The organism is Stenotrophomonas sp. 05N37, from assembly GCF_056397365.1.
This window is the reverse complement of record NZ_JBFTNG010000005.1, coordinates 69,969-86,109: the sequence shown is the minus strand read 5'-3', so window position 1 is coordinate 86,109 and position 16,141 is coordinate 69,969. Positions and strand designations below refer to the sequence as shown.

Annotated in this window: 11 protein-coding genes; 2 read left to right on the top strand and 9 right to left on the bottom strand. The window is 67.9% G+C overall.

What is annotated here, in order from left to right:
- Positions 1-28 precede the first annotated feature (28 nt).
- Positions 29-1,249, bottom strand: a complete 1,221-nt coding sequence (locus AC1DGC_RS14635) for an RtcB family protein (protein ID WP_259209435.1) — start codon at positions 1,247-1,249, stop codon at positions 29-31.
- Between the two features lie 305 nt (positions 1,250-1,554).
- Here AC1DGC_RS14635 and rtcR point away from each other — a divergent pair, with 305 nt between their 5' ends.
- On the top strand, positions 1,555-3,165 hold the full coding sequence (gene rtcR / locus AC1DGC_RS14630; RefSeq protein ID WP_478048220.1) for an RNA repair transcriptional activator RtcR: 1,611 nt from the start codon (positions 1,555-1,557) through the stop codon (positions 3,163-3,165).
- Between the two features lie 179 nt (positions 3,166-3,344).
- Here the strand turns inward: rtcR and AC1DGC_RS14625 are convergent, their stop codons facing one another.
- The 6 genes from AC1DGC_RS14625 to rpmB all read right to left on the bottom strand — a co-directional run bounded on the left by AC1DGC_RS14625 (position 3,345) and on the right by rpmB (position 10,515).
- A complete protein-coding gene (locus AC1DGC_RS14625; protein ID WP_478048219.1) occupies positions 3,345-3,899 on the bottom strand; it encodes a hypothetical protein in 555 nt (184 codons plus the stop codon).
- A gap of 511 nt (positions 3,900-4,410) precedes the next feature.
- Entirely contained in the window at positions 4,411-6,603 is a 2,193-nt protein-coding gene (gene uvrD / locus AC1DGC_RS14620; protein ID WP_394163111.1) for a DNA helicase II, read from the bottom strand.
- 85 nt (positions 6,604-6,688) lie between these two features.
- Positions 6,689-8,071, bottom strand: a complete 1,383-nt coding sequence (locus tag AC1DGC_RS14615) for an FAD/NAD(P)-binding protein (protein ID WP_478048218.1) — start codon at positions 8,069-8,071, stop codon at positions 6,689-6,691.
- Between the two features lie 44 nt (positions 8,072-8,115).
- Positions 8,116-9,534, bottom strand: a complete 1,419-nt coding sequence (cls, locus tag AC1DGC_RS14610; RefSeq protein WP_259209425.1) for a cardiolipin synthase — start codon at positions 9,532-9,534, stop codon at positions 8,116-8,118.
- Positions 9,535-10,100: 566 nt separating this feature from the next.
- Complete coding sequence (rpmG, locus tag AC1DGC_RS14605; RefSeq protein ID WP_172407465.1) at positions 10,101-10,268, bottom strand: 50S ribosomal protein L33; 168 nt, start codon at positions 10,266-10,268, stop codon at positions 10,101-10,103.
- 10 nt (positions 10,269-10,278) lie between these two features.
- Positions 10,279-10,515: a 50S ribosomal protein L28 gene (gene rpmB / locus AC1DGC_RS14600; RefSeq protein WP_005411638.1), complete on the bottom strand. Its 237-nt coding sequence runs from the start codon at positions 10,513-10,515 to the stop codon at positions 10,279-10,281.
- Positions 10,516-10,806: 291 nt separating this feature from the next.
- On the opposite strand from rpmB, the gene AC1DGC_RS14595 reads away from it, so the two are divergent.
- A complete protein-coding gene (locus tag AC1DGC_RS14595; protein ID WP_478048217.1) occupies positions 10,807-12,048 on the top strand; it encodes a glycosyltransferase in 1,242 nt (413 codons plus the stop codon).
- 228 nt (positions 12,049-12,276) lie between these two features.
- Here the strand turns inward: AC1DGC_RS14595 and AC1DGC_RS14590 are convergent, their stop codons facing one another.
- Both AC1DGC_RS14590 and AC1DGC_RS14585 read right to left on the bottom strand, forming a co-directional pair.
- On the bottom strand, positions 12,277-12,771 hold the full coding sequence (locus AC1DGC_RS14590) for a hypothetical protein (RefSeq protein ID WP_259209410.1): 495 nt from the start codon (positions 12,769-12,771) through the stop codon (positions 12,277-12,279).
- A gap of 181 nt (positions 12,772-12,952) precedes the next feature.
- On the bottom strand, positions 12,953-16,132 hold the full coding sequence (locus AC1DGC_RS14585; RefSeq protein ID WP_478048216.1) for an efflux RND transporter permease subunit: 3,180 nt from the start codon (positions 16,130-16,132) through the stop codon (positions 12,953-12,955).
- Positions 16,133-16,141: the final 9 nt, after the last annotated feature.

Sequence of the window (16,141 nt, the reverse complement as noted above, 5' to 3'; positions counted from 1 at the left end):
GGCGCAGTGTACGCCGCGCGCGATTGCCCTAGCCCTTGACGCATACCACCTGGCGCAGCGTGTGCATGATCTCCACCAGGTCGCGCTGTGCCGCCATCACCGCCTCGATCGGCTTGTAGGCGGCCGGCGACTCGTCGACCACCTCCACGTCCTTGCGGCATTCGACGTGCGCCGTGGCCTTGGCGTGGTCGTCCACGCTGATCAGCTTGCGCGCCTGGGTCCGGCTCATCACGCGGCCGGCGCCGTGGCTGCAGCTGTTGAAGCTTTCCTCGTTGCCGAGCCCGCGCACGATGAAGCTCTTGGCCCCCATGCTGCCGGGGATGATACCCAGCTCGCCCTTGCGTGCGCTCACCGCGCCCTTGCGGGTGACCATGACGTCCTTGCCGTAGTGGTGCTCGCGGCTGACATAGTTGTGGTGGCAGTTGACCGCCTCGGCCTGCGCCTCGAACGGCTTGCTGATGACCGTGCGCACCGCGGCCACGACGTTGCGCATCATGATCTCGCGGTTCATCCGCGCGAAGCGCTGCGCCCAGTCGACCGCGAACACGTAGTCGCCGTAATGCGTGCTGCCTTCGGGCAGATAGGCCAGGTCCTGGTCGGGCAGGTTGATCATCCAGCGACGCATCTCCTGCTTGGCCAGCTCGATGAAGTACGTGCCGATCGCATTGCCCACGCCACGCGAACCGGAGTGCAGCATGAACCACACGCGCTGCTCCTGGTCCAGGCAGATCTCCACGAAGTGGTTGCCGGTGCCAAGCGTGCCGAGGTGCTTGAGATTGTTGGTGTTCTTCAGCTTGGGGTGGCGCTCGCAGATCAGCGCAAAGTCCTCCACCAGCTGGGTCCAGCCCTCGACGGCCAGTTCCGGCGGCGTCTCCCAGCTGCCCTTGTCGCGGCCACGGCCGACAGTGCGCCCGTGCGGCACGGCGCGCTCGATCGCGCTGCGCACTGCCGAGAGGTTGTCGGGCAGGTCGCTGGCAGTGAGCGTGGTGCGGGTGGCGATCATGCCGCAGCCGATATCCACGCCGACCGCGGCCGGGATGATCGCACCGATGGTCGGCACCACCGAGCCGATGGTCGCGCCCTTGCCTAGGTGGACGTCGGGCATGACCGCGATCCAGCGGTGGATGAAGGGCAGCTGCGCGATGTTCTGCAGCTGCGCGCGGGCGGCGTCTTCCAACGCCACGCCACGGGTCCACAGCTTGATCGGGGCCGCGCCCGGCTGCTGGATGACGTCGTAGTTGTTGCTCATGTCCGTATTCCTTGTGCGATGTCCTGGGGGAAGCAGTGCGTGCAACGCCCGGTCCGGCCCGGCTGGCCCCATTGCCAGCCGGGCAGTGCCGCGTGCCGCATCCCTGCGGCTGCACCGTCTGCAGCGACCCGGCCGTGGTGGCCTTCGTCGCGTCCTGCAGGGGGTAGAGCAATCGGCGTGCCAACTTATTGCTGCTGGCTCCATGTCATTGATTTAGTAATGATTATCTTCATTCACCGGCAGGCACCGGCCCGCTTGTCCTCGGTTTTATATATATTCAGAGCGCGCCTTTTATAGGAATGGATATGGCAAAGCGACAGGTGGTGTTCGGTATGCTCGGCACCCAGCTCGACGCGGGCAGCGGCCCAGGCCGCTGGCAGAAATGGCGGCCGACGGTGGCGCTGGGCATGCACGAGGACTTCGTACCCGACCGGGTCGAGCTGCTGCTGGACGAGCGTCGCTTCGGCAAGCTGGCCGCGCAGGTGCGTGAGGACCTGGCACTGACCGCGCCGGAGATGGCCGTGCACGTGCACGACACCTACATGGCCGATCCCTGGGAGTTCGAGGGGGTGTATGCGTGCCTGCATGACTTCCTGGCCGGCTATCCGTTCCAGCCGGACGAGGAGGACTACTACATCCACATCACCACCGGCACCCATGTCAGCCAGATCTGCTGGTTCCTGCTGGCCGAGAGCCGGCATTTCCCCGGCCGGCTGCTGCAGACCTCGCCCCCGCGCAAACAGAATGCGGGGGCAGCAGGCACGTACGCGGTGATCGACCTGGACCTGTCGCGCTACGACCACATCGCCCAGCGCTTCGCCCGGCAACAGCTGCTGGACCGCGACCTGTTGAAGGGCGGCATCGCCACCCGCAATGGTGCGTTCAACCGGATGATCGAGCAGATCGAGACCGTGGCCACCCGTTCGCGCGCGCCGATGCTGCTGATGGGTCCCACCGGCGCCGGCAAGAGCCAGCTGGCCAAGCGCGTCTTCGCGCTGAAGAAGCTCAAGCACCAGTTGCCGGGCCGCTTCGTCGAGGTGAACTGCGCCACCCTGCGCGGCGATGGGGCGATGAGCACGCTGTTCGGCCATACCAAGGGCGCCTACACCGGAGCCTCGGCCGACCGCGCCGGGCTGCTGCGCTCGGCCGACAAGGGCCTGCTGTTCCTGGATGAAATCGGCGAGCTCGGGCAGGACGAGCAGGCCATGCTGCTGCGCGCACTGGAAGAGAAGCGTTTCCTGCCGGTGGGCAGCGACCGCGAGGTGGAGAGCGATTTCCAGCTGATCGCCGGCACCAACCGCGACCTGCAGGGGGCGGTGCGCCAGGGGCGCTTTCGCGAGGACCTGCTGGCCCGGCTCAACCTGTGGACCTACGCGTTGCCCGGCCTGGCCCAGCGCAGCGAGGACATCGAGCCGAACCTGGAGTTCGAGCTGGAGCGATGGTCGCGCGAACAGCACGAACGCGTGCGCTTCAACGTCGAGGCCAGGACGCGCTACCTGGCCTTCGCCACCAGCGCCGAAGCGACCTGGCGCGGCAACTTCCGCGACCTGGGCGCATCACTGATGCGCCTGGCGACGCTGGCCACGGCCGGCCGCATCCAGATCGAGGGCGTGGAAGAGGAAATCACCCGGCTGCGCGCGCAGTGGCACGACGGCACGACCGCCTCGCCGCTGGATGCGCTGCTGGGCGAGGCCGTCAACGGGCTGGACCGCTTTGACCGGGTGCAGCTGGAGGACGTGGTGCGTGTGTGCGCCCGCTCGGCGTCGCTGTCGGCGGCCGGGCGCGAACTGTTCGCGGTGTCGCGCGCGCAGCGGGCCAGCACCAATGATGCCGACCGGCTGCGCAAGTACCTGGCGAAGTTCGGGCTGGACTGGGAACAGGTGCGTGGGGCGGCGCGGGCGGTCGATACGGCGTGAGCGTTGCGGGGCTTCGGACGGCAGCCGACCAACGGTCGGCTCTACCCGGATCCGGCCCACCGTAGAGCCGACCGTTGGTCGGCTGCACGCACACCCCGCCCACCGTAAAGCCGACCGTCGGTCGGCTGCACGCACACCCGCCCCGCCGTAGAGCCGACCGTTGGTCGGCTGCACGCCGATCAGGCGACCTTCACCACCCGCGCGCCCTGGCACAGCGGATAGGTAGCCACCAGGTCGGCAATACGCTCGCGCAGGGTCTCGAACGACACGCCGTACAGGTACAGCGCGGTTTCAGTCGGCCCCTGCCACCAGCTGCAGATTTCGCCCACCCCGTCGATGCGCTCGACGATCTGCTCGAACACATAATTCGAGTCGCACTGCTCGTAGACCTCATCGGGCAGGTCGGTGCCGTTGAGGTACAGCGCCAGGCCTTCGGTGACGCCGAACGCCTGGTCGGGCTCGCCTGCACGCTGGATCAGCGAACCCTTCGGCGCGCCCAGTTGTTCCAGCAGTTCGACCACCGCCGGCAGCGAGGCCGCGTCGTTGAGCGCGATCTCGATGTCGCCGTACTCCACTTCACCGTCGTCGGACAGCGCGGTGCCGCCGCCGGTAAGCTGGCCCAACGCGGCGCTTTCCAGCAAGGCGTCGAGCGGGTCCTCGAACAGCTCGTGGCGGTGCTCCGGCTGGAGTTTCGCGTTCAACTTGACGGTGATGTGCAGCGGCGAATCGGTCATGGGGCGGTCTGCGCTAGCGGAATACCGGCCATTGTAGAGCCGAGCCATGCTCGGCTGCTGTGCGCGCTGCGATCGGCACGTTCGGGCTGCGCTCAATGTTACGCAGCCGAGCATGGCTCGGCTCTACCTTGTGGGGTGCCATCGGCACGTTTGGGCTGCGGTTGCTGTTGTGGGGCCGAGCATGGCTCGGCTCTACCTTGCGGGGTGCCATCGGCACGTTTGGGCTGCGCTCGCTATTGTGGAGCCGAGCATGGCTCGGCTCTACCTTGCGGGGTGCCATCGGCACGTTTGGGCTGCGCTCGCTGTTGTGCAGCCGAGCATGGCTCGGCTCCACCTTGCGGGGTGCCATCGGCGCGTTGGGGCTGCGGTTGCTGTTGTGGAGCCGAGCATGGCTCGGCTCTACCTTGTGGGGTGCCATCGGCACGTTTGGGCTGCGGTTGCTGTTGTGGAGCCGAGCATGGCTCGGCTCTATCGCGGGTGGGCGTGGCGCGTCGTCCCGGGCGCGCCAGCGTCAGATCACGGTCAGGTTGGCGTACGCCATCACCAGCCACTTGCTGCCGGCATCGGCGAACTCGACCTGCACGCGGGCGTGCTGCCCGTTGCCCTCGTAGTCGGTGACCATGCCTTCGCCGAACTTGGGATGGTTGACCATCGCGCCCAGCTTCAGCGGCGGTGCTTCCAGCGCGGTGTGGCCCATCACCCGGTTGGCGCCGAGCGAGGCGGTGCGCGAGACCTGCACCTTGGGGCGCACTTCGTTGAGCAACTCGCGCGGGATCTCGCGCAGGAAGCGCGAGGGCACGTTGTAGTTTTCCTGGCCGTGGATGCGCCGCGATTCGGCGTAGCTGAGCACCAGCTTCTGGCGCGCACGGGTGATGCCCACGTAGGCCAGGCGGCGCTCCTCTTCCAGCCGGCCGCTCTCTTCCAGCGAGCGGGCGCTCGGGAACAGGCCGTCTTCCATGCCGGCCAGGAACACGATGGGGAATTCCAAGCCCTTGGCCGAGTGCAGCGTCATCAACTGCACGCCTTCCTCGCCCGCCTGGGCCTGGCCTTCACCGGCCTCCAGCGACGCGTAGGACAGGAACGCGACCAGCTCGCTCATGGTCTCGCCGGTCTCTTCGACGTCGTCCTCGCGGCGCACGAAGCGCGAGGCCACCGAGACCAGTTCGTCCAGGTTGTCCGCGCGCGACTCCGAATCCAGCGCGTTGCGGCTTTCCTTGGACCAGTGTTCGCGCAGGCCCGAGCGCAGCAGCACGTGGTCGATGCGCTCGGCCAGGGTCATCTCGCCGGCTTCGCCGTGCAGCTGGTTGACCAGGGTCAGGAACCCGGCCAGCGCATTGCGCGCACGCGCGGCCAGTTCATTGCCCTGGGTGGTCAGCATGGTGGCCTCCCACAGCGAGATCGCGTGGGTGCGGGCCAGCCGGCGCACTTCGTCCAGCGTGCGGTCGCCGATGCCACGCGTGGGCGTGTTGACCGCGCGCTCGAAGGCAGCGTCATCGTTGCGGTTGGTCATCAACCGCAGGTAGGCCAGCGCGTCCTTGATTTCCGCCCGCTCGAAGAAGCGCATGCCGCCATACACGCGGTACGGCACCTGCTCGGAGATCAGCGCTTCTTCAAAGGCGCGCGACTGTGCGTTGCTGCGGTAGAGCACCGCGGCATCGCCGTAGCTGCCGCCATCGCGCACCCACTGGCGCGCGCGCTCGACCACGTAACGCGCCTCGTCCATTTCGTTGTAGGCCGCGTACAGGTCGATCGGGTCGCCGTCGCCGCTGTCGGTCCACAGCTCCTTGCCGATGCGGTCCGGGTTGTGCGCGATCACCGCGTTGGCCGCGCCGAGGATGTTGGCGCTGGAGCGATAGTTCTGCTCCAGGCGCACGGTCTGCGCGCCGGGGAAATCCTTGAGGAAGCGCTGTACGTTCTCGACCTTGGCGCCGCGCCAGCCATAGATGGCCTGGTCGTCGTCGCCGACCACGAACACGTGCCCGCTGTCGCCAGCCAGCACGCGCACGAAGGCGTACTGGATGGCGTTGGTGTCCTGGAACTCGTCCACCAGGATCTCGCGGAAACGCGAGCGGTAGTGCGCCAGCAGCGCCGGGTTGTCGCGCAGCAGTTCATGCGCGCGCAGCAGCAACTCGGCGAAGTCGACCAGGCCGGCGCGGTCGCAGCGCTCCTGATAGGCGATGTAGGCCTGGCGCATGGTTTCCAGCCACGCATCATGCGGCTCGGGCTGGATGTGCTGGGGACGGCGGCCTTCGTCCTTCTGCTCGTTGATCCACCAGGCGATCTGCTTGGGCGGGTGCTTGCTGTCGTCGATCTCCAGCTGCTGCACCACGCGCTTGACCAGGCGCAGCTGGTCGTCCGAGTCGAGCACCTGGAAGCTGTCGGGCAGCTTGGCATCCTGGTAGTGCAGGCGCAGCAGGCGGTGGGCCAGGCCGTGGAAGGTGCCGATCCACGCGCCGCGGCTGCCCTGCGGCAGCTGCAGGTCGATGCGGTGGCGCATCTCGCCGGCGGCCTTGTTGGTGAAGGTGACCGCAAAAATGCCATGGGTGGGCACGCCGCAGACTTCATTCAGCCAGGCAATGCGGTGGATAAGCACGCGGGTCTTGCCGGAACCGGCACCGGCAAGCACCAGATGGTGGCCGGGCGGGGCGGACACAGCTTCGCGCTGGGCGGGGTTGAGCCCGTCGAGCAAATGGGAGACATCCATCGGCGCATTTTACCCCGTGCGGGGCGATCCGACCGGCCCGGCGCCCAACCGATTCAGCGAACCCTGTCCATCGCGCCTGCCGGGTTCAGGCCACGGCAGCGCGCGCGGCCTGCTGTGCCTGCCCGCGCAGCTCGGGGATGGCCAGGCTTTCCCACAGCGTGCCGATGCGCAGGCTGCCGACCACCTGCACCGCCGGATGCGGCTGGCCGCTGGCATCCAGCAGCTGGCCGTGCTCGACCGAGGTATCCAGTCCAAGCCCGTGCGGACCCGGGCGCGCGTGGCCGTCGGCCAGCAACTGCTGCACCAGCGGATTGCGCATCGCGGTGGCGCGGGTTTCCACGCCGGTGGCGTTGATCAATGCGCTGACCTGCAAGGGCGCGAGGCCGCCATTGGCGCCATGCGCGTGCACCTGCAGGGTACCGTCCAGCACCAGCACCGTATCGAGGCGGGCGCGGTGGCGCTGCAGCTGGCCGGACCGCTCCAGCGCGTCCACCTGCGCGTGTACCTGTTCGGCGATGCGGTGACGGTGCACGTCCCAGTAGCGCACGGCATGGCGCAGGAAACGGCGCTGGTCGGCCGCGTCCAGGCCCCGCCACAGCGCCTGGCCAAGCGGACGGATCCTGTCCATTACCGCCTGCCACGGCAGGCCCTGTGCGGCAGCGTCGCGTGCGTGGCCGCGCAGGACGCGCAGTTTCTGTCGCAGTGACATGGCCAGCAGGGGTTGCGGATCGAATGTGGCCGCGCCGCCGTGCGCGTGCGCCAACGGCAGCAGCGCGTGACGCGACAGCACGTGGATGCGGCCGCGATGCCCGGCGTTGGCCAGCGCCACCACGCTGTCGGCCATGCTCAGGCCCGAGCCGATGATGGCCAGGTCGCCATCGCCGGCCAGCAGGCGTACGCCGTCGTAATCCCAGGCATCCACGACCTTGCCCGGTGGCAGGGCCTCGGCTCCCGGCACCGGCAGGGGCCGCATGCTGTTGCCGCAGGCCAGCACCACCTGGCGCGCCTGCCACTGTTCGCCGCTGGCCAACGTCAGCTGCTGGGACTGCGTGCCCGGCTGCAGGCCGAGTACCGCCGCGTGCACCACCTCCAGGCGTGCCGCACTGGCCGCGCCTGCCTGTTCCAGGCGTGCCTGCAGGTAGTCGGCGTAAAGGCGCCGCGGCGCATAGTCGGCGGCGAGTGCGTCGCGCGACCGGCCCGGGAACGCGTCGACCTGCAGCAGGTAGGCCAGGAAATCATCCGGCGCGTCCGGCAACGCGCTCATCTTGCCCACCGGCACGTTGAGCAGGTGTTCGGGCCATGGCGTGGCGTAGGCGATGCCCTGGGCCAGCGCCGAGGCCGGTTCGAACAGGGCGATGTGCAGCGCACGGGAGGCGCCGCGCAGGGCCTGCAACGCGACCAGCACGCCGGCCGCACCGCCGCCGACGATGGCCAGGTCGCACTGGCGGGAGATATCGGATGCGCTCATGGCCAGCATTGTAGGCGATGCCTGCGCGTGCGCTGGCAACGCGCTCACATCAGCGCGTCCGCCAATCGCGCGATGCCTTCGCGGCTGCGTCGCCACGCCGCACGCTGGCGCCAGGTGTCCAGCGTGAGGTGGCGGGACTGCAGCAGGTAGTCGCTTTCGATCTGCAGCAGCTGGGCGACGATGCCGGTGTCGTAGCAGAGCATGCCGATCTCGGCGTTGAGCGCGAACGAGCGGATGTCCAGGTTGATCGAGCCGACCAGCGCGATGTCTTCGTCCACGGTTAGGTGCTTGGCATGCAGGAAGCACGGTTCGTACAGCGCGATGCGCACGCCCGCGCGCAGCAGCTCGTCGTAATAGGCCTCCTGCGCCCACGCGGTGAGGCGCTGGTTGTTGCTGGCCGACAGGATCAGCTGCACCTGCACGCCGGACAGTGCGGCGATGCGCAGTGCGCTGAGGGTGGCCTCGTCGGGCACGAAGTACGGGGTGACCAGCACGATCCGCCGGCGTGCGAGGTGGATCAGGGCATTGACCGCATCGCGCGCGTTGCTGAAGGGGTAGGCGGGGCCGCTGGGCAGCAGCTGGGTGGCCACGTCGGCCGAGCACACCGGTACCGCGGTCATGACGTCCAGGCGCTGGCCGGTCTCCATGTACCAGTCGCTGGCGAACACCGCCTCCAGGTGGGCCACGCCGGGGCCACGCACGCGCGCGACCAGTTCCTTGTTGGGGAACCCCGGCACGAACTGTGGCTGGGCCAGGTTCTGCGAGCCGATGTAGCCGACGCGGTTGTCGATGACGGCGATCTTGCGGTGGTTGCGCAGGTCCATGCGGCCACTGCGGCGCCAGCGCAGGCCGCCGGGCAGCATCGCGCGCACGTCCACGCCCAGGGCCTGCAGCCGATGCCGGTAATGGCGCAGGCCGCGCTTGGCACCCACTGCGTCCAGCAGCAGGCGGCAATGCACGCCGCGGGCGGCGGCGCGCTGCAGGGCCTGCACGATCGCCTCGCCGACCGCGTCGTCGAGCATCAGGTAGTACAGCAGGTGGACGCGGTCGCGGGCCTGGTCGATATCCTCGATCAGGGCCTGCAGCGAGGCGTCATAGTCGACGAGCAGTTCGACCGCGTTGCCGTGGATGGGCATGAAATCGCCCTGGCGCTCGATCAGCGGGACGATTTCGGCGGTGGCGGTGTCGGGTAAGGGGGTCCAGCGCAGCGGCGGCTGCAGCGCCTGTTCCTCGCGGATGACCTGGGACGCCTCGGCCTGGCGCTGTACGCGCTGACGCGACAGCCATGGGTGGCCGAAGAGCAGGTACAGCGGCAGGCCCAGCAGCGGCACGAAGCCGACCAGCAGCAGCCAGCTGCGCGCGGCGCCCGGCGTGGTGCGGGTGGGGATCCAGAACAGCGCGGCCAGCCGGATCAGCCAATCCAGCATCAACAACCAGGAGCCCAGCAGCCACTCGAACAGCATCGCGTCGCCCGTCGGGAGGTATGCGGGCATTCTTACATGGGCGGTGTATGCACCCGGTAGTGCCGGGCACTGGCCGGTTCCTCGTCAATTCGGCCAGAGTCCGATCGAGCGTGGCATGAAAAGAGGTCCTTCTTCCGGTGGAAGGGAGCACCTGGTTTCAAGGGACGTGGCAGAGGGCACGCGGCGATATGCGCGTGGCCTGGAGTGCAGGCGCCTGCGGATCAGCTGCCGTCTCCGTTCGATTCTGTCGCGAGCGTGAGGGCCCCGCAGCAGCCGGTGGGCCCCTGGCGTAGTGTCCCCCGGCCGCAGGGCGGCCTCCTCCTTTATTTTGCCCAGGAGCCTACCGGCCGCTAAGGGGCTCGGCTTGCGGAAACGAGCGGGAAAGCTGGCTTCTGAGGGCCGTCGGTCGGTTGGGCGCTGGGCCCCCAGCGCCCAACCCACCGACCGCCGCGCTAAAAAAGATTCACAGCGCGCTTCGTGCTTGCCACGCAGATGAAAGAAGAACCAAAAAAAAACCCGCCACGAGGGCGGGTCTTTTTTCGGGGAAGCGCAAGCATCCTTGCGGATTACTTGATCTTGCCTTCCTTGTACAGGACGTGCTTGCGCACGACCGGATCGTACTTCAGGAATTCCATCTTCCCGGGGGTGTTCTTCTTGTTCTTGTCCGTCGTGTAGAAGTGGCCAGTGTTGGCCGTCGAAATCAGACGGATCTTGTCGCGCTTGCCTGCCATGATTAGTTACTCCTCAGACCTTTTCGCCGCGCGCACGCAGCTCAGCCAGAACGGAATCGATACCGTTCTTGTCGATGGTGCGCAGGGCATGCGCGGAAACACGAAGCTTGACCCAGCGGTTCTCGCTGGCAACCCAGAAGCGGCGCTCGTGCAGGTTGGGCAGGAAACGACGACGGGTCTTGTTGTTGGCGTGCGAGACGTTGTTACCCGTCTGCACTCGCTTGCCGGAAACTTGGCATACGCGGGACATTGCGCACCTCGATGAAAGTAATTGTCAGCCCATAGCCCGGGCGACGGCGGCCTCGGCGGTTTCCCGCCACACGTCATGAGAATCAAAGGGTTACGCTGTCGAGGGCGGGCCGGATGACGTGTTCCCGGCCGCCGATCCAAAGGTTTTTGGACACAGCGAGCCGCGCATTATGCCGCAGCCCCCGGGCTGGCGCAAGTTGTCCACAGGGCGGCGGCGGTCTGGCTACGCCGCCTGTTCGCGCCGCCACTGCAGCGGGGCGGCAATACTGGCCCTCCCCCACCGGATCCCCCCATGCGGCTGCTCGTCGTGACCTATGGCACCGAAGGCGACACCCGCCCCCTGGTGATGCTGTGCCACGGCCTGATCGCCGCCGGCCACGAGGTGATGCTGCTGGCCGAAGGCGGCACCCTGGGCAGCGCGCGCGCCCTGGGCGTACCGCATGCGGCGCTGGAAGGGGACATCCATGACGACGTGGTGGCGCTGGTATCGCGTGGCAACGACACCCTGGCCGCTTCGCGCGGGCTGGCGCGGATGGCCCGCCAGCACGTGCCGGCGTGGATGCGCCAGGCCGACGCGGCCGCGGCCGGCTGCGATGCGGTGCTGACCGGTGGACTGGCCGCGTTCGTGGGCATGTGCGTGGCCGAACGCCACGGCCTGCCGGTGATCGGCGCCGGCATGATCCCGCTGACCCCCACGCGCGCGTTCCTGTCCCCGTTCCTGCCCCGGCTGCGCCTGCCCGGCGCGCTCAACCGGCTCAGCTACACGCTGGTCAACCAGGCCGTCTGGCGGACCTTCCGCCAGCCGATCAACCGCGCCCGGCACGCGTTGGGCATGCCCCCGCGCCGCACGCTGTGGCGCGACCTGCCGATGCTGTACGGCATTTCGCCCACCCTGCTGCCGCCGCCCCCGGACTGGCCCGCCGACCACCGTATCTGCGGCCAGTGGCGCGCCCCGGACCTGGCCTGGCACCCGCCGGCGGACCTGCAGGCCTTCCTCGACGCCGGGCCGGCGCCGGTGTACCTGGGCTTTGGCAGCATGACCGGCTTCGATCGCGACCACGTGCTGCCCGCCCTGCTGCAGGCGCTGGCACCGCGCCGGGTGCTGCTGTTTCCCGGCTGGGCCGGCGTGCCCAGCGGCACCCTGCCCCCGCAGGTGTTCGTGGTCGGCCCCACCCCGCACGAGGCGCTGTTCCCGCGCTGTGCGCTGGTGATCCACCACGGCGGCAGCGGCACCACGCATTCGGCCTGCCGCGCCGGCGTGCCCTCGCTGGTGATGCCGTTCGCCGCCGACCAGTTCTTCTGGGCGGATCGGTTGCAGCAGTTGGGGGTCGCGCCGGCAGCGTTGTCGCCCAAGCGGCTGGATGCGGCCCGGCTGGCCAGTGCCATCGCTGTTGCAGAGCGGGCTGACACCCGATCGCGTGCCAACTCGCTTGGCCGGGCGATGACGGTCGAAGATGGGGTGGCCAACGCTGTCGCCCAGATCGAACGCTGGTTGGGCATCATCCCGGCACGTGAACTGGCAAGAGGGCCTTGAAATGAACATTAACGGGGCGCCCCATCCGGTTTTACATGGCTCCAACCGCATGCGATCATTCTCCCCAAGCACTGCTGATCGGGACCTGGCAACAGGAAGGTAGTGCAGCGGAGTCGGGCATGCCCTGTACTTTCCTCAGCCTTTGGCGGGATAAGCGAAAGCCGACGCGATAGAGAATCACCGAGAACGAAATTTGAAAGCGCCCCAGCGATGGGGCGCTTTTTTCGTTCAGGGGCGATGGATGCCCAGCTTGGCGGCAAGTACTTTGACCACACGAAACAAACCATGCCCATGCGGGAGTACTTGGCCCTGCCAATCGCGGTTGTAGGCGCTGGCCACCCAAACGTGCGCCCGGTTCTGCTCGGCGCGCCGCGTGATCCGGGTCCAGATGATGTCGCCATGGCCCATATCGGTGCAAAAGTACTGTTCGCGCGCCTGCCCGCGAACCTGGTGCACGTGCCGGCGAACTGACGCTTCGAAAAACGGACCGCGCATGTAGCGTGCGACGTCGTGACTCAACCGATAGCGATCCACGCAGAAGTAGCGCTCTTCAATGTGATGCTCGAATCGAGGGCCCTTGCCCTTCTGGTCGGTGAAAAGGTGGAAGCTGAACATCACATCCACCTCGACCCGCGTTCCGTACACCATCACCGAGACAGTGAAAGGATCCAGATGCGTCAGGTCGTAGATCTGTGTGCCGATCTGGAATTGCCGATACGACACTGCCGCTCTCCTTGCGCCGGCCTGCTGGCTGAGCGGTTGATGTTAGCGGCGATGGTCGAGCCATTAACGCGACGCATGCCACACGTCGAACAGCACGCTGACGGCAATACCGATCTGCCGCGCAGCAGGCACGTTGTTGCGTGCCTGCTGCGTCACGGTTCATTCGACCAGTGGCCAGGTGCTACCCGACAACCGGGACAGTCTCCTTCCGATGCAGCCACCGGTACAACACCGGCAGCACCAGCAATGTCAGCAACGTGGACGACACGATGCCGCCGATCACCACCGTGGCCAGGGGGCGCTGCACCTCCGAGCCGGCGCCGACGTTGAAGGCCATCGGCACGAAGCCCAGCGACGCCACCAGTGCGGTCATCAGCACCGGACGCAGGCGGCCGAGCGCGCCGTCGCGCACTGCATCGGCCAACGGCAAGCCGCTATCGCGCAGGCTGCGCACGAAGCTGATCATCACCAGGCCGTTGAGCACCGCCACGCCGGACAGCGCGATGAACCCCACGCCCGCGGAAATCGACAGCGGGATCCCGCGGGCGGCCAGGGCAAGCACGCCGCCGGTGAGCGCCAGCGGCACGCCGCTGAACACGATCGCGGCATCCTTGACCGAACCAAATGCCCAGAACAACAGCGCGAAGATGATCGCCAACGTCACCGGCACCACGATCGCCAGGCGCTGGCTGGCCGAGATCAGCTGTTCGAAACTGCCGCCGTACTCGATCCAGTAGCCGTTGGGGACCTGCACGTCGCGACCGATGCGCTGCTGCAGCTCGGTGACGAAACCGCCCAGATCACGGTCGCGCACGTTGGCGGTGACGACGATGCGGCGCTTGCCGTTCTCGCGGTTGATCTGGTTGGGCCCCTCGGTGTTGCCCAGCGTGGCCAGCTCGCGCAGCGGCACGGTGCGTGCACTGCCACTGCGCCAGCTGCCGGCGCGACTGGATTCGTCGGCATCGTCGGCCAGCGCGCTCTCCAGCGAGACCGGCAGGTCGGCCAGCGCGGCCGGGTCCTGGCGCAGCGCTTCGGGCAGGCGCACGACGATGTCGAAGCGGCGGTCGCCTTCGAACAGCTGGCCGGCCACCTGGCCGCCGACCGCGGTGGCCACGGTCGATTGCACTTGCCCCGGGTTGAGTCCGTAGCCGGCCAGCGCGGCGCGGTTGGGGGTGACGGTGAGCAGGGGCAGGCCGCTGGTTTCCTCCACCCGCACGTCGGCCGCACCGGGCACCTTGCCCGCCACTGCCGCAATCCGCTTGCCCACCGCCAGCAGCGTGTCCAGGTCATCGCCGAACAACATCACCGCCACGTCCGCCCGCACACCGGAGATCAGCTCGTTGGTGCGCATCTGGATCGGCTGGGTGAACTCGTAGTTGTTGCCCGGCAGCTGCTCCACGGCTTCTTCCAGTTCACCCAGCAGTGCCGCGCGCGACTTGCGCGGGTCCGGCCAGTCCTTGCGCGGCTTCATCATGATGAAGGTGTCGGCCACCGAGGGTGGCATCGGGTCGGAGGCCACCTCGGGCGTGCCGATCTTGGAGAACACCTTGTCCACTTCGGCGAACTGCACCAGCCGGTTTTCGATCTGCTTCTGCATCTGGATCGACTGGGTCAGGCTGGTGCCGGGGATGCGCATGGCGTGCATGGCGACGTCGCCCTCGTCCAGGTTGGGCACGAACTCGCTGCCCAGCCGCGTGGCCAGCAGGCCGCAACCGACCACCAGCACCAGCGCACCGGCCACCATCCAGCGGCCGCGACGCAGCGAGAACGCCAGCAGTGGTTCATAGCGCCGGCGCACCCATGCCATCAGGCGGTTCTCCTTCTCCTGCACGTGGCCGCCGAGGAACAACGCGATCGCCGCCGGGACGAAGGTCAGCGCCAGCACCATCGCACCGGTCAGCGCCAGCACCACGGTGATCGCCATCGGGTGGAACATTTTCCCTTCCACGCCGGTGAGCGCGAAGATCGGCAGGTACACCGCGGTAATGATGCCCAGGCCGAACAGGCTGGGGCGGATCACTTCGGCTGTCGCACGGGCGGTTTCGGCGAAGCGTTCGGCGCGGGTCATGTCACGGCCGAGGGCGTGCTGGCGTTCGCCGAAGCGGCGCAGGCAGTTCTCGATGATGATCACCGCGCCATCGACGATCAGGCCGAAGTCGAGCGCCCCCAGGCTCATCAGGTTGGCCGACACGCCACCGCGGGCCATGCCGGTCAGCGTGAACAGCATCGCCAGCGGAATCACCGCCGCGGTGATCAGCGCCGCACGGAAGTTGCCGAGCAGCAGGAACAGCACCACGATCACCAGCAGCGCACCTTCGACCAGGTTCTTGGCCACGGTCGCGATGGTGCGGTCCACCAGCGCGGTGCGGTCGTAGCTGGCGGTGACGGTGACGCCCTCGGGCAGGCTCGCCTGCGCCTGCTGCAGCCGCGCAGCCGCGGCCTGGGCGACATCGCGGCTGTTGGCGCCGATCAGCATCACCACGGTGCCCATCACCACCTCGTGGCCGTTCTGGGTGGCCGCGCCGCTGCGCAGTTCCGGCCCATCCTTGACCTCGGCCACGTCGTGCACGTGGATCGGCACGCCTTCGCGCCGGGCCAGCACGATGTTGCCGATCTCCTCCAGGTTGGCCACCTGGCCGGGGATGCGCACCAGGAACTGCTGGCCGTTGCGCTCGATGTAGCCGGCGCCGACGTTCTGGTTGTTGGCCTCCACCGCCTGCGCGACGTCTTCCAGGGTGAAGCCGAGCGCGCGCAGCCGCGCCGGGTCCGGGGTGATGTGCACCTGGCGCTGGAAACCGCCAATCGTGTTGACCTCGGTCACGCCCGGCACGTTGCGCAGCTGCGGCCGGATCACCCAGTCCTGCAGGGTGCGCAGGTCGGTGGCGGTGTACGGCGTGCCATCGGCCTTGCGTGCCTTGGGATCGGCGTCGATGGTGTACATGAAGATCTCGCCCAGGCCGGTGGAGATCGGGCCCAGCTGCGGGTCCAGGCCGTCGGGAATCTGCGACTTCACCTGCTGCAGGCGTTCGGCCACCTGCTGGCGGGCGAAGTAGATGTCGGTGCCGTCCTCGAACACGACCGTGACCTGCGACAGCCCGTAGCGCGACAGCGAGCGCGCCTGCTCCATGCGCGGCAGCCCGGCCATCACCGTTTCCACCGGGTAGGTGATGCGTTGTTCGGTCTCCAGCGGCGAGTAGCCGGGCGCGGCGGTGTTGATCTGCACCTGGACGTTGGTGATGTCCGGGGTGGCGTCGATGGGCAGCTGGGTGAAGCTCCAGACGCCGACCGCGACCAGCACGGCGGTGAGGGTCATCATCAACCAGCGATGGGCGATGGAGGCGCCAATGATGCGCTCAAGCATGCGGGCATC